The organism is Radiobacillus sp. PE A8.2 (assembly GCF_045635475.1).
In the GTDB taxonomy this organism is placed as follows: Bacteria; Bacillota; Bacilli; order Bacillales; family Amphibacillaceae; genus JBJGXI01.
The window spans coordinates 129,686-144,595 of the sequence record NZ_JBJGXI010000002.1; the positions used below are offsets into that span (position 1 = coordinate 129,686).

General features: G+C 36.7%; 13 protein-coding genes and 1 pseudogene. 4 read left to right on the forward strand and 10 right to left on the reverse strand.

Annotated elements, in window-relative coordinates; genetic code table 11:
• The first annotated feature begins 1 nt into the window (after window position 1).
• Entirely contained in the window at window positions 2-1,669 is a 1,668-nt protein-coding gene (rnjA, locus tag ACI6MV_RS01920; protein ID WP_407268155.1) for a ribonuclease J1, read from the forward strand.
• A 44-nt stretch (window positions 1,670-1,713) separates the two neighbouring features.
• On the opposite strand, the gene ACI6MV_RS01925 is transcribed toward rnjA, so the two are convergent.
• The 5 genes from ACI6MV_RS01925 to ACI6MV_RS01945 all read right to left on the reverse strand — a co-directional run bounded on the left by ACI6MV_RS01925 (window position 1,714) and on the right by ACI6MV_RS01945 (window position 7,800).
• Complete coding sequence (locus tag ACI6MV_RS01925; RefSeq protein ID WP_407268156.1) at window positions 1,714-2,391, reverse strand: potassium channel family protein; 678 nt, start codon at window positions 2,389-2,391, stop codon at window positions 1,714-1,716.
• Between the two features lie 510 nt (window positions 2,392-2,901).
• A complete protein-coding gene (locus ACI6MV_RS01930) occupies window positions 2,902-4,752 on the reverse strand; it encodes an ABC transporter ATP-binding protein (protein ID WP_407268157.1) in 1,851 nt (616 codons plus the stop codon).
• 12 nt (window positions 4,753-4,764) lie between these two features.
• Window positions 4,765-6,516 carry an ABC transporter ATP-binding protein gene (locus tag ACI6MV_RS01935; protein WP_407268159.1) on the reverse strand — a complete coding sequence of 584 codons (1,752 nt, stop codon included), beginning with the start codon at window positions 6,514-6,516 and terminating at the stop codon, window positions 4,765-4,767.
• A gap of 226 nt (window positions 6,517-6,742) precedes the next feature.
• A complete protein-coding gene (locus ACI6MV_RS01940; RefSeq protein ID WP_407268161.1) occupies window positions 6,743-7,192 on the reverse strand; it encodes a TlpA family protein disulfide reductase in 450 nt (149 codons plus the stop codon).
• 65 nt (window positions 7,193-7,257) lie between these two features.
• Entirely contained in the window at window positions 7,258-7,800 is a 543-nt protein-coding gene (locus ACI6MV_RS01945) for a peroxiredoxin (protein ID WP_407268163.1), read from the reverse strand.
• Between the two features lie 239 nt (window positions 7,801-8,039).
• Here ACI6MV_RS01945 and ACI6MV_RS01950 point away from each other — a divergent pair, with 239 nt between their 5' ends.
• Window positions 8,040-8,867, forward strand: coding sequence for a mechanosensitive ion channel family protein (locus ACI6MV_RS01950; RefSeq protein ID WP_407268164.1), 828 nt, complete (start codon window positions 8,040-8,042; stop codon window positions 8,865-8,867).
• A gap of 93 nt (window positions 8,868-8,960) precedes the next feature.
• On the opposite strand, the gene ACI6MV_RS01955 is transcribed toward ACI6MV_RS01950, so the two are convergent.
• The 5 genes and pseudogenes from ACI6MV_RS01955 to ACI6MV_RS01975 all read right to left on the reverse strand — a co-directional run bounded on the left by ACI6MV_RS01955 (window position 8,961) and on the right by ACI6MV_RS01975 (window position 12,873).
• A complete protein-coding gene (locus tag ACI6MV_RS01955) occupies window positions 8,961-9,203 on the reverse strand; it encodes a YkuS family protein (protein ID WP_407268165.1) in 243 nt (80 codons plus the stop codon).
• A 79-nt stretch (window positions 9,204-9,282) separates the two neighbouring features.
• On the reverse strand, window positions 9,283-10,398 hold the full coding sequence (locus ACI6MV_RS01960; protein WP_407268167.1) for an N-acetyldiaminopimelate deacetylase: 1,116 nt from the start codon (window positions 10,396-10,398) through the stop codon (window positions 9,283-9,285).
• 73 nt (window positions 10,399-10,471) lie between these two features.
• Entirely contained in the window at window positions 10,472-11,194 is a 723-nt protein-coding gene (gene dapD, locus ACI6MV_RS01965) for a 2,3,4,5-tetrahydropyridine-2,6-dicarboxylate N-acetyltransferase (protein WP_407268168.1), read from the reverse strand.
• Between the two features lie 252 nt (window positions 11,195-11,446).
• The gene (gene cbpB / locus ACI6MV_RS01970; protein ID WP_407268169.1) at window positions 11,447-11,905 is read right to left on the reverse strand and encodes a cyclic-di-AMP-binding protein CbpB; all 459 of its coding nucleotides are present in this window, start codon (window positions 11,903-11,905) and stop codon (window positions 11,447-11,449) included.
• Between the two features lie 93 nt (window positions 11,906-11,998).
• A pseudogene (locus ACI6MV_RS01975) lies at window positions 11,999-12,873 on the reverse strand (GNAT family N-acetyltransferase).
• A 416-nt stretch (window positions 12,874-13,289) separates the two neighbouring features.
• Between ACI6MV_RS01975 and ACI6MV_RS01980 the strand changes: the two are divergent.
• Both ACI6MV_RS01980 and ACI6MV_RS01985 read left to right on the forward strand, forming a co-directional pair.
• Window positions 13,290-14,144: a metallophosphoesterase gene (locus tag ACI6MV_RS01980; RefSeq protein ID WP_407268170.1), complete on the forward strand. Its 855-nt coding sequence runs from the start codon at window positions 13,290-13,292 to the stop codon at window positions 14,142-14,144.
• 83 nt (window positions 14,145-14,227) lie between these two features.
• A complete protein-coding gene (locus ACI6MV_RS01985; RefSeq protein WP_407268171.1) occupies window positions 14,228-14,806 on the forward strand; it encodes an SCO family protein in 579 nt (192 codons plus the stop codon).
• Window positions 14,807-14,910: the final 104 nt, after the last annotated feature.

The following is a 14,910-nucleotide window of genomic DNA, read 5'->3' on the forward strand; positions in this document are numbered from 1 at the left end:
TATGAAATTTGTCAAAAATGACCAAACTGCGGTGTTTGCATTAGGTGGTCTTGGGGAAATTGGCAAAAATACGTATGGCGTTCAATTCCAAGATGAGATTATCTTAATAGACGCAGGTATTAAATTTCCTGAGGATGAATTATTAGGAATCGATTATGTTATTCCTGATTACACCTATCTAGTGCAGAATCAAGATAAAATTAAAGGACTTTTTATTACACATGGGCACGAAGATCACATTGGAGGTATTCCATACCTTTTAAGAGAGATTAACGTTCCTATTTACGCTGGAAAACTTGCGATCGGACTGATAAGAAACAAACTAGAAGAGCACGGTCTATTGCGAAATACCGTGATGCATTCTATTGCAGAAGAAGATATAATTAAATTCCGGAAAACATCGGTAACTTTTTTCCGTACTACTCATAGCATACCTGATTCATATGGGATTGTAGTAAAAACACCACCTGGAAATATTGTTCATACTGGCGATTTTAAATTTGACTTTACACCTGTAGGTGAACCAGCAAACATTGCTAAGATGGCTGAGATCGGAAAAGAAGGCGCACTTTGCCTACTCTCTGACAGTACAAATAGTGAAGTGCCAGGATTTACAATGTCCGAAAAAAAGGTAGGAGAAACCATTAGTGATATCTTTAGCCGCGCTAAAGGTCGATTGATTTTTGCAACGTTTGCTTCTAACATATATAGATTGCAACAAGTTGTTGAGAACGCAGTGAAACATAACCGTAAAGTTGCTGTCTTTGGTCGAAGTATGGAATCTGCCATCACGATTGGACAAGAACTTGGTTATATTCAAGCACCTAAAGAAACATTTATTGATGCCCATCAAATCAATCGCATCCCAGCACAGGACGTAACTATCTTGTGTACAGGTTCACAAGGCGAACCAATGGCGGCTTTATCTCGAATCGCAAACGGAACACACCGACAAATCCAAATTATCCCTGGTGACACAGTTGTATTTTCATCCTCTCCAATCCCTGGAAATACACTAAGTGTAAGCAGGACCATAAATTTACTTTATCGTGCAGGCGCGGATGTTATTCACGGCCCTCTTAATGATATCCATACATCTGGACACGGTAGTCAAGAAGAACAAAAGTTAATGTTGCGTTTAATAAAACCGAAATACTTTATGCCGATTCATGGTGAATATCGTATGTTAAAAGAACACACCAAGCTGGCAACAGCTTGCGATATCGATCCAAGCAACAGCTTTATTATGGATATTGGAGATGTACTTGCCCTCGGCAAAGACAGTGCAGCAATTGCTGGTAAGATTCCTTCTGGGACTGTTTATGTTGACGGTAGTGGTATTGGTGATATTGGTAATATTGTTCTTCGAGACCGACGAATTCTTTCTGAGGAAGGTTTAGTAATCGTAGTAGTAAGCATTAACATGAAAGAATTTAAGATCGCATCTGGTCCTGATATCATCTCTAGAGGATTTGTTTATATGAGAGAGTCAGAAGATCTTATTAACCAAGCTCAAAAAATAGTTGCTACTCATCTAGACAAAGTGATGGAGAGACGAACAACTCAGTGGTCGGAGATAAAAAATGAAATAACCGACACCATTGCTCCTTTCCTTTATGAGAAAACTAAAAGAAAACCAATGATTTTACCAATCATTATGGAAGTATAACTAAAAAGCCCTTTCCTCCAGTTGGAGAAAAGGGCTTTTTCTACTTAATCGTCATCTTCTACTACAAGATTTTTCTCAAATCGAGAAATATCTTTGTCCGCACCAATAACAATCAATATGTCTCCCTCATTGATCATTTCAGATGCCATTGGAGATACGTTAATAAACTTGTCCTTTTTTTGCTTAATTGCCACAACGTTACACCCATATTGAGCACGTATGTCTAGATCAATTAACGTCTTTCCAGTCATTTTACGTCCTGCCTTCACCTCTGCAATACTATGGTCATCAGATAGTTCCAAATGATCCAAAATATTGTTTGAAATAATACTATGTGCAATTCGCTTTCCCATGTCTCTTTCCGGGTGAACTACTTGGTCAGCACCAATTTTATTCAATACTTTCTCGTGGTAATCATTTTGAGCTTTAACCGTGATTTTTTTAATCCCTAGTTCTTTTAACATTAGTGTTGTTAAAATGCTTGCCTGAATATTGTCACCAATGGCGACGATCACATGGTCGATATTTCTTACTCCTAATTCTTTCAATACTTTTTCATCTGTACTATCTGCAATCACAGCATGTGATGCAATATTTTTAAATTCGTTAACCTTGTCCTCTTCAATATCAATAGCTAATACTTCCATACCTTCTTCACTAAGTTCACGGCAGATACTACCACCGAATCGACCTAAGCCAATGACAGCAAATTCTCTTTTCATGACGTTTTCCTCCAACTCAAGTAATGCATGCCATTAGTCTACCATATTTACTTTAATAAAGGGAGTTCATAATATAGAATATTCATTCTGAAAGTTTGTTGTTATTGCGCAAACCAGCTAGTATGCGTCGTAGTGTTTAGGTATTCACTTATCATACATGTGCACCGCTGCGGGGTCTCACTTACGCCACTATTCCCGCAGGAGTCAAAGTGTAGGGCCTACGCTTCATAAAAGGTGTGTAACAGAAAACCACCCTAAGCTGTGGTAAAATACGTCACTCCAGCGGGAAAGGAACAGTCTGAAGCCCCCGCAGAGAGTGCTCTTTGCGATCAAGGAGGCTGAAGCGTTCCCCTCGGAAAGGGCGTATTTTTCCACAGCGCCGGATTAGCAATCACTACTACGACGCATTTTACTTCGATTACGGATTTTCAAAAAAGCAAGTAACTTTACAAATCCCTGTATCTTATAAAAAGACAAAAGCCTTTGTCAAAATTGACAAAGGCTTTTGTCTTACAATGCATCTAACATTTGGAATTGTGATTTGACTAGGTCGAAGTATTCGCCCTTTTCTCGCATTAATTCGTCATGATTTCCTTGCTCTAATATTTTTCCATGTTCTAATACAATAATGTTATCCGCTTCTCGAATCGTTGATAGGCGGTGAGCGATCATAATTGCAGTTCTACCCTTAAGCAGTGTGCGCAATGCTCGTTGAATCTTTACCTCTGTTTCTGTATCAATACTAGCTGTAGCTTCATCTAAAATAATAATTCGAGGATTTGCTAACAGCGCTCTTGCGAATGATAGTAATTGGCGCTCCCCAGCGGAAAGGACGTTACCTCTTTCCTCTACCTCGGTCAAATAACCATTCGATAGTCTTCTAATAAAATCATCCGCTCCAACAACTTTCGCTGCTTCATATACCTCTTGATCAGTAGCTTCGGGTCTACCAAAGCGAATGTTTTCCAAAATCGTTCCAGAAAAAATAAAAGTATCCTGTAAAACAACGCTAATATTGTTTCGCAAACTATCTAGCTTCATGTCCCTAATATCTTGACCATCAATTTTCACAACCCCATTAGTAGGATCATAAAATCGACTAATTAAGTTAGCAATCGTTGATTTACCAGAACCAGTATGACCAACTAACGCGACCGTTTGACCAGCTTTCATTTCTAGAGTAATTTCATGCAGCGCAATTCGATCTTCATTATAAGAAAATTGTACACGATCAAATTCAATATGTCCTTGCATATTAGTGAATTCTTTCGCATTTGCGCTTTCCTCAACATTCGGTTGTTCATCTAAAAATTCGAATATACGTTCAGAAGAAGCCATCGCCATAAGCAACTGATTGTATATTTGACCTAAGCGAGATATCGGCTCCCAGAACATTCCAATTAAAAAGGCAAATGTTACAAAAGTACCTGTTTCTATCCCACCGTTCTCTGGACCAATAATAATTAAATGTGCACCATAGGAAATTAAAATAACAGTTCCAATTGCGTTACTCAGTTCCACGAACGGTCCAAAGAAGGCGCTTTTCTTTGTAGCAATACGCTCAGTTTCAAAATTCTCTGTATTTACACCATCAAAAAACTCTGTATTTTCTGGTTCTTGTGAGAAAGATTGTGTAATTCGAATCCCTTGCATGCTCTCATTTAAATGTGAATTTAATCTAGAGCGCTGGATCCGTACATCCTGCCAAGATCTGCGGATGCTTCTACGTAGTTTCGTAGAAATGTAAAACATAATTGGCAAAATAATCATTACCGCTAATGCTAATTTAGGACTTAGTACAAACAGGATTGCAACAATACCGAAAAGCATGACTAAATCCATTAACAGGTTAATGATCCCGTTCGTAAATAATTCCTGCAATGCATTAACATCATTTAAAATACGTACGAGAATGGAACCAGCTGACCGTTTATCAAAAAAGTTGTGTGATAAACGTTGAACGTGAGAAAAAAGGTGTCTTCTTAGATCATAAATAACGTTTTGACCTAGAATATTAACCCACCTAATTCGAAGCGTGTTCGCGACATAACTAAATAGATATAAAACAGCAATGCCTATTACCAGATAAGTAAGGAAGCGAATATCATTATTCGCTATCGCGATATCAATAGCAACCTTACCGATAAGAATTGGTACTGCCAATCGGACAATTGTTGATATTAACATTGCGATTAAAGCGCCAGGTAATAATTTTTTAGCGTATGGTTTAATATAGGTTAATAATCGTGCCATCTGCTTCCAGTTAAACGGTTTTTCAACTGCTTGATCTAGTGGATAATAGAAGCGTTTTAAATGACGACTTGTTTTATTGCCTATTTGGGTTGTTGCGCGTTTAGTCATTTATGCTCCCCCTTAATTTGCAGCATTCATGATGGCTTCTTTGTCTTGATATTGAATGTCATAGACACGTTGATAAGGTCCACCATGGTGAAGTAGTGTCTCGTGTGTGCCACGCTCAACAATTTCTCCATCATCCAATACAAGAATCTCATCCGCATGTTTCAATGAAGAAATACGGTGCGCAATAATGAATGTTGTTCGATCTTTCATCACTTCTTTTAAAGCTTTTTGGATCTTAAATTCTGTCTCCATGTCTACCGCTGAAGTAGCATCATCTAAGATTAAAATGCTTGGGTTGATTAAGATTGCTCTTGCAATTGCAATACGTTGCTTCTGACCACCTGAAAGCCCCATTCCTCTTTCACCAAGCATCGTATCGTAGCCCTTAGGCATTTCCAAGATAAACTCATGGGCCTGTGCTCTTTTAGCAGCATCAATAATTTGTTCCATCGATGCATCAGGATTTCCGTAAGCTATATTTTCTTTTATCGTAGTAGAAAACAAAAATGATTCTTGAAGTACAAAACCGATATTCCTTCTTAAAGCTTTTAGTTTATAATCGCTAGAAGGCTTTCCATCAACCATCACTTGACCTTGTTGCGGTTCATAAAAACGTGTAATTAATTGTGTAATACTTGTTTTTCCAGAACCAGTTCCTCCAATTAATCCAATAACCTTGCCTGGAGGTGCATCAAACGAAATATCTTTTAGTGCTGCATCATCATCCTCTTCATATCTTAACGTAACATTTTTGAAAGTTACATGACCATGAATGATTTCTTTATCGATCGTAGTATTTTTCTCTTCTATTTCCTCATCTGTTTCCAATATTTCTAACAAACGTTCACTTGCGGCTTTCGCTTGTGAAAATAAGTTGACGATGAAACCTAAATGCATCAACGGTCCTAAAATGTAAGTAACTAAGCTGAAGAATGCAATTAATTCACCTAAGGAAAGCTGATTGTCTACGACTAGATACCCACCAAACGCTAATAAGGCAACCATACAAACATTTCCGATAAATTCCATCAAAGGAAAATACTTCGACCAGATTTTAGATGTTTTTATGTTAATTTCACGATAATTCACATTGTTGTCTGTAAATCTATCAATCTCAAAGTCTTCTTTTGATAGAGATTTAACTGTGTTCATCCCACTAACATTTTCTTGGATCCGCGTATTCAGACGGCCTAATGATTTACGTACCTTTCGAAAAGATGGATGTACTCGCTTGTCAAACCGATAAACAACGACAGCTAGAAATGGCATCGCAGCCATTGTAACGAGTGCCAATTGAACAGAATAAAAAAACATAACCCCTAAACTAATAACAATTAATAAGACAATCTTAAGTAATTCTTTAAATCCAGCTGCTAGGAAAAATTTTAATCCTTCAACATCCATCGTTAATCTGGACATTAAGTCTCCTGTTCTTGCATTATCGTAATAAGTAAACGATAGCCTCTGAAGTTTCTGATATAAGCTATTTCTTAAACGATATACTGTAGAAGCCCCAAATAAATCTCCTAAATATTGTTGAAAAAAGTTAGCAACACCTTTAAATCCCACGAGCACAAAAAATCCTACAGATAAGTATGGAATGAGCTGAAATCGCCCTTCTAATACAACATCATCAATAGTTTTTTGTAAAACGATTGGGTATATGACAGTTATTGCGGTGACAATCAACATCGCAAACAAAGATGCGAAAAAAAACTTTCTATAAGGCCAGTAAAATTTCTTGAATTTTAATAAAGTATGCAACTGTCTCCCTCCTCCTGATGTTTTTTTACGTAACTATAAATATAACGGGTTCCGAAATAATTTTCCACCCTTTCGACTTAATTTTTATTATTTTTTTTATGTAGTTTTCTAGACTGGAATTTCTTAAACAGCAAAACGCTGAAATTGCTTTGCTGCGTTAATTATATGCATCTATGAAAAAACAAAAGCCTAACTCTTCAATGAAGGGTTAGGCTTTTCTAAAATATTACTTATCCGTTTTTCCAAGTACTCGATTAACGCGCTTGCGCAGCATTTTCATTCCACCGCCACCTGCTTGGAAATGGCGTAGGTTTCCTTCTGCATCAAAAACATAATAAGCAGGGACATATTGATTATCAAATGCGTCTGTTAAAGTATGTTTATTATCGACAAAAATAGGTTGTGTAATATTGTGTTCATCAGCAACTGCCTTGATTTGGTCTAAGTCTAGGTCCTTTTCAGAACGCGGCATATGAACTGCAATTACATTAAGCTCATCCTTGTATTCATCTCGGAATTCATTCACATTTGGCATTGCTTCTTTACATAAGCCACAACTCACAGACCAAAAATGAATCAATGTTGGTTTACTTCCTACTAATTCATCCTTAGAAACTTCACCATTTAGCCATGATGTTGCTCCATCAAAGTTAGGCATCGGCTCTCTAAGCTTCAATTTTTTTCCTCCTTTAGTTTCCAAATAGTAAAAAGGTCTAACAGATTGTTAGACCTCCACAAGTACTAAAGTGTTTCTTGTCCAGGTTTCCAATTCGCCGGACAAAGACCACCTGTTTGAAGTGCTTGCAGTACACGAAGAGTTTCGTCCACATCGCGACCTATATTGTTATGATTTACAACTTGATATTGCAGCTCACCTTCAGGACTAATAATGAATAATCCTCGAAGTGCTACGCCTTCATCTTCAATTAAAACACCGTAATCTTTTGCAACCTGATGGTTTGTATCCGCTGCTAACGGGTATTCCAAATCACCTAAACCATTATCTTCACGAGAAGTTTTAATCCATGCTAAGTGTGTATGTATTGTATCTGTTGATACACCAATTACCTCTGCATCTAAATCATCAAATTCATCAAAACGATCAGATAATGCAGTTATTTCTGTTGGGCATACAAATGTAAAATCCATCGGGTAGAAAAATAGTACCGTCCATTTGTCATTTTTCATATTTTCTTCTAAAGAGACTTTTCCAAATTCTTTGTTAGCTAGTACTGCGTCCATTTCAAAACGTGGTGCTTGTTTACCAACCATGCGTTCTGCCATATGTAATCCCTCCATATTATTGTTTAAAAATATGTTGTTCTTTCTTTCACAAACTTGATTATACAAAATTGATATTTCCTAGTCAATATTCAACAATATTCTACAAACTGAAGATTATCTACAATATCTACTAATATACCCAATGAAAAGCATGTTTATTCGATTCCAAATATCAATAACTTGATTATCAGCTCAGATTTCTATTATCATAAAGAAGACTGTAGAAAGGAGATGTACATATGGAATTTATTACGGATACAATAGAAAAGGTTTCGACCCTACTTGTTGGCCAGGGTCTACAAATTATCTTACTAGTTATTGGATTTCTTATCGTATCCAAAATTGGTAAAAAGGTTATTTCATCAAGCTTAACCAAAAACGTTGGTGCAGTGTCACCAGGAAGAATGAAAACATTAGAAAAGATGCTGCAAAATGTTTTTTCATACGTATTGTTTTTCGTATTCATCGTTATGCTACTCGGTATATTTAATTTTGATCTTGCACCACTAATCGCCGCTGCTGGTGTAGTTGGTCTTGCTATTGGTTTTGGTGCACAAGGTCTTGTTAGTGATGTAGTAACAGGATTCTTCTTACTATTAGAGCGCCAAGTTGAAGTGGATGAATACGTCACAGCTGGCGGCTATGATGGCATTGTTGAAGAAGTTGGTCTACGAACTACTCAAATTCGCAGCTTCGACGGAACATTGAACTTTGTTCCTAATCGCAATATTGCTGGGGTAAGCAACCATTCCCGTGGTTCAATGCGAGCACTAGTAGACATTGGTATTAGCTATGATGACAACATTGAAGAAGCGATGGCAGTTCTACAAAAAGTTTGTGACGAATTCAAAGAGAATGATGACCGATTTATCGATGGTCCTGATGTACTTGGCGTCCAAAGCTTCGGTTCTTCTGACATTGTATTACGTGTACTAGGTAAAACAGAGAACATGAAACAATGGGCTGTAGAACGTGACATGAGAAAACGAATCAAAGAAGCATTAGATGAAGCAAATATTGAGATCCCGTATCCACATCAAGTGTACATCAAAAAGGATAACGAGTAAGATATAACAGTAAGAAGGGCTATATTCTTAGTGCAACTAAGAATATAGCCCTCTTTTTTTAATAACTCAGAACTAGTGAAATCTATCCAAACTCTACTTCACACGATTCTCTACTTCTTGGCAGATTTGCTCTGCATTCATCCCAGATGCATTAATTACTGGACCATCTATACTTGCTGTAGCCATTCCCATCACATTTTGATCTTGACCAGAAATAACGCAACAATCACAGCCTTGTGCATCCTGCTCCTGCTTAAGCTCAACGATGTCATAACCTTTTTCTTGTAGTGCACTTCTTACATCTGAAAGTGTACCTTCAACACCTATTCTTGTCATTTTGAAACCTCCTAAGTAAATCTAAATACAAACATACATGTCTAGATTTCCCAGAAGTTTATTAACTATTCATTTCACGCTATAGCTCTCTAATTGCCGTTTCAACAATGTTAACCCCGATAGAAAGCGCTTCTTCATCCGGTGTTAGTTTGCTGTGATGCAGTCCATAAGGAGAATCAACTCCAAACCAGAACATGAAACCCGGAATATCCCTTAGCATGTATCCAAAATCTTCACCTGTCATTGCTGGCTTCGCATCATGCCAATCAAAGCTATGTGCTTGAGCTATTTCTTTAAAGCGCTCAACCACTTGTTCATCATTATAAACCTGATAATAGTTCGATCCATAATCAATCGATATCGAGCACTCATAACTAATTTCAAAACCCTTTACTAACATTTCGACATTAGCTTTAACTTCTTTCATTATTTCTGGGTTAAGTGTGCGAATGGTACCTTCCAATCTTGCCTTTTCTGCAACTACATTTTGTACAAATCCTGCATCGATTTTACCAATCGTGATTACTGCACTTTCTAGTGGGTCTATTCTGCGGGATACAATTTGTTGTAGCTGTGTAACAAAATAACTAGCAGCAACGACCATGTCTTTTGTTAAATGGGGATAAGCTGCATGTCCACCTTTTCCTTTGAAATCAATAAACAATTCACTCGTGTTCGCAAATAATAAGCCTGGTTTCGTTGATATCAATCCTGTTGGAAGTTCAGGAGCAATATGCAATGCGAAAATTAAATCAGGCATCCATGTTTGTAATTCTTCAGATTGCAATAAAGGCTCAGCACCACCTGGACCCTCTTCGGCAGGTTGAAAGATAAATACAACATTATCCTCAATAGGCTTCTCCGCTAATTTTTTTAGAGTTCCCAAGCCAATCGTCATATGAAAATCATGACCACATGCATGCATGTTACCTTCATGTTTAGAACGAAAATCATAATCTGTCTCCTCAAAAATTGGTAATCCATCGATATCACAGCGAAATCCAATCGTCCTTATAGGGTTCGTTCCATGTACCTTCACCAATATACCCGTCTTCCACTTTTTCACTGAAAGGTTATTCTGCTTAAATGTCTGTATCTTATCTAAGAGGAATTGTTGCGTTTTAAATTCTTGAAATCCTAATTCCGGTATTTGATGTAACGCTCTTCTTATTCTTTGTAATTCGGTAATTGCCACGGGTCATGTTTCCTTTCAATTTTATTAGTGAATTTTAAAAACAGCAGGAGGTTTCCTCCTGCTGTTAAAATTTCTATTCTTCGTCTAATTTACGCAATGCTTGCATAATTTCGGTTTTTGATTTTGTTTGAGCATCAATTTCCTTAATTACCTTGGCTGGTGTCCCTGCAACTACTGTGTTTGGTGGTACATCTTTTGTCACTATTGCACCTGCTGCCACTACAGCACCTTCACCTACAGTAACTCCCTCAAGTACAACTGCATTTGCACCTACAACAACGTTATCTTCAATAACTACGGGTTTCGCAGATGGTGGTTCGATTACACCTGCTAAAACTGCTCCAGCTCCAATGTGACAATTTTTACCAACCGTAGCTCGTCCGCCAAGCGTACAGTTCATATCAATCATCGTTCCTTCTCCAATTACAGAACCAATGTTGATCATTGCCCCCATCATAATTACGCATCCGTCTCCAATTTCAACTTGATCACGGATAACTGCACCAGGCTCAATTCGTGCATTGATTCCTTTTAAGTCCAATAGTGGAATAGCCGAATTTCTTCGGTCATTTTCAATGACAAAATCTTCTATCTGGTCTTGATTATTATGTAAGATGTCTTGTATTTCTTTCCATTCACCAAATAGTACAGCTGTATTTCCATTAACAAAATCTTTAACAGTATTAGGGAATTCGATTTTAGCTAGATTTTTACCTTTTACATACACTTTTACAGGTGTGGATTTTTTGCTATTTGAAATAAAAGAGATTATTTCTTGTGCGTCCATCATTTTCAATTCATGTTCCTCCTATGATTACATTGTTTTACTTCTATACTGTACCAAAAACAAATAATAATTTACAAGTAATAAATCTAGTCAAACATAGTACTATCACCACTCAATTCATTTGTTACCAAAAACAAACATACTTATTAGAATGGAAAGGTGGACACTGTGGCTAAACCAGCATAACTATTATCTTTGAGCTCCTCATTTTAAAATTGCTAGGTATTAAAAAGAGCCCCAAAAAGGGACCCTTCCATCACATTATTTAGTAATTAGCTGACTATATTTACTTACATGCAGAAATCTGTTCAGCTGTTTTAAGACTGCTCTTCTTGTTAAAATTCCATCGAAAAACCCTTGTTCGTCTACTACACATACGAATGTATGATCGATTAATATTTTCATGCACTTTAATAAATCATCATCTTTATGTAGACAAGGGATATCTTTGTTCATAACTTCTTGTACCTTTGTGGTGGATAGTTTTTCTAATTCAAATCGTTCGATACCAAGAATATGATTTAAGATAATCGTTTTTCCAATCGTGCCTTGAAACTTATAAGTTGTATCTAATACCGGAACAGCTGAGTACCCCGCCTTAACCAATACTAATAAGGCATGTTCTAGAGGATTACCCATTTGAACATGGGCGACTTTTTCTGAGGATATCATTAAATCCTCTACTACAATATCTGTTAAATCTTTTTCAATGCTTTTCATTGTTTCCACTCCTTTTCTTAGCTGTGAAGGAGCACTTCCTAGACCGTACCTACAACTTTATTCTAGCATAAATTCAAAAAAGTTACTATTGAATTATTGTTTGGTATTTATAATCTTGGATAAATCGTTACGGCGATCTCTAAGTTGGCAAACTGTTGCTGATTTTCACTGTCTTCAAACAATTTCTAGGTCACCATCCCCTACTGCTCTTTCAATATTAGGATTACATTCCCCTGCTGTCCCGTCACGGACAAACTCAAAGTCAGTTTGCCTAAAAATTCCTGGTTGAGCATACTGAATATCCTATTCTCCTCCTGTGAGAGGTTTCAACTGTACCAGCTATTACAATATAAACTTGGTTTTCCACTAAACGAGCTTGCGCACAATAACGTACTCTTAAGCATCCTTGACGATCATCATTACAGAATGGCGTGAATATAATAAGCACTAGGTCATAAATACGATGTCATGACAGCTTCTACATTCTTTTGACAAGTGCTCATCATCATGTTCATAGTATCTTGGAATCCTCCCACCAAATGATAATACTTTTCAAATTAAGCATTCTTGCAAGACCCTTTCTTGCATCATATAGCCTACGTCCAATTTTCATTCTTCTAAAATCAGGGTGCACCATGAATTCAATTCCGTATAAATAATACCCTTCAGGATCATGATTGATAAATATCCTTCATCGGTAATATCATCCGCTGAATACTTATCATCGTATTCATCAAAATTGATAATAAGACTGGAGCAACTGCCTGTGATTTGATCATCATACTCCACGCAAAACTGCCCTTCTAGAAAGCGCTCTAAATAAATTTCTTTCTAAACGCTCTTTTTTCCAATGGCTCATACCAGGAAAGCATATTTGTTGCAGCTTTAAAATTTCAACGATAACTTGGTGAGTGTGATTATGGATATTTATTTTTTTCAAATTTAGTCAGATCTAATTTTGATACTATACCAGCGTTCCTTTCTTTGATTAGTTCATTACATAGATGCATATGCTAAGATTTTATAGGGTACTTTTCCAAATGAACTTCGATACCCTGAATTAAAAGCAAGCAAGTTAAGGATATAAAATTAAAAAGCGTACAAGGGGTCCATTAGTATAAACCGACAATTCATACTATCGGTATTTTTTCTGTATAGTACAAGCATATTTCTTATGAAATTTAGTGTATAATTTATAGTGAATCGCAAAAGGTGAACAATTCGCAGCAAGCAGGTCTAAGCTGTGAATCTCCGAGACCACACTTTAGGCTTTTTAATCGCGTGAAAACTGGAAAAAAGGACCAACTCTAGAATTCACCGCTGATCAGTTACGCCCTTTTGAACAAATTCTATAAGAGATTAATAGAGAAAGGTTTTTGCCTTAATGAATCGTCGATCATTTTTAAAAAAATTATTGGCCAGCACCATTACTTTCTTAGGATTAGGTGGAGGTTCATTCTACTATGCACGTGAAATAGAGCCGACCCTGCTAACCATTCATGAACATACGATCAAATCAACAAAGATTCCTAAAGCATTTGAATCCTTTAAAATAGCTCAATTTAGTGATACACACTTAGGATTTCATTATACATTAGAACAATTCACAGAACTTGTACAAACAATTAATGACCAAGATCCCGACCTTGTTTTATTTACAGGTGATCTGGTAGATATGCCTAACAAATATGATTGGGATGATAAACTAATTGAGACATTAGCCAATATCACTGCACCATATGGCAAGTATTGGATATATGGAAATCATGATCACGGGGGATACGGCACAGATCTTGTTAAACGCGTGATGGATCAAAGTAACTTTCAGCTTTTACAAAATAGCAATGTTCAAATTAATATAGAAGAAAATTTCTTTACGCTAGCTGGATTAGATGATGTCATGCTTGGTCGTCCTGATATTGAGTCTGCCTTAGCGCAAACTGACGAAAATATTTTCACAATGTTGCTAGTTCATGAACCTGACTATGCAGATATAACCAAAAGTTATCCTGTTGACGTGCAGCTGTCCGGACATAGCCATGGTGGTCAAATCCAAGTTCCTCTCTTAGGTTATTTGTATACTCCACCTTTTGCAGAGAAGTATGTCGAAGGTAAGTACACAATAGGTACAAATCCACTTGAGTTATATGTCAGTAGAGGCATAGGAACTACAAGAATGCCTTATCGCTTCTTATGTAGACCAGAAATAAGCTTTTATACATTGAAACCTACCAATTAACTATATAAAACTAAGACAATTTATCGATTTTTTATTGTTATAATGATAAAATTGAAACGATTATTAGAATTGGGGGATAAACGATGCATAATCATTTGTACAAGAAGCTTATAGTGCTCCTATTATTATTTGTACTCACAGCATGTGGTTCAAAATATGAAGGTGATTTCTCTTATAACGTTCAACCATTTGAATTCACAAATCAGGACAACCAAACGGTCAGTAACGAGGACCTTGAAGGAAAGTTTTGGATCGCTGATACAATCTTTACGAATTGCCAAACTGCATGCCCGGTAATGACTGCAAACATGGTCCAATTACAAGAAAGACTTCAACAAGAAGGCTTGGACAGTGTAGAGTTCGTTTCATTTTCGATTGACCCAGAACAAGACACTCCAGAGGTATTAAAAGAATATGGACAAGTGCGTGGAGTTGATTTTAGTAATTGGAATTTCCTTACTGGCTATCAGTACGATGAAATTAAGAAGTTTGCAATGGATTCCTTTAAGGCATATGTTGATGATGCAGGTGAAGATGACCAATTTATTCATACATCAAGATTTTATCTTGTCACCCCAGAGGGGAATACGATAAAAAGTTATGATGGATTTACAACAGATCAATTTGATACGATTATATCTGATTTAAAAAAAATGATGTAAACCAGTAGAAACTAAGAATAACTGCAGTTATTCTTAGTTTTTACGTTAACACGATTTGCCAATTGATGAAAGATTGTGTAAGATTAAAACAATCATAGATAAAG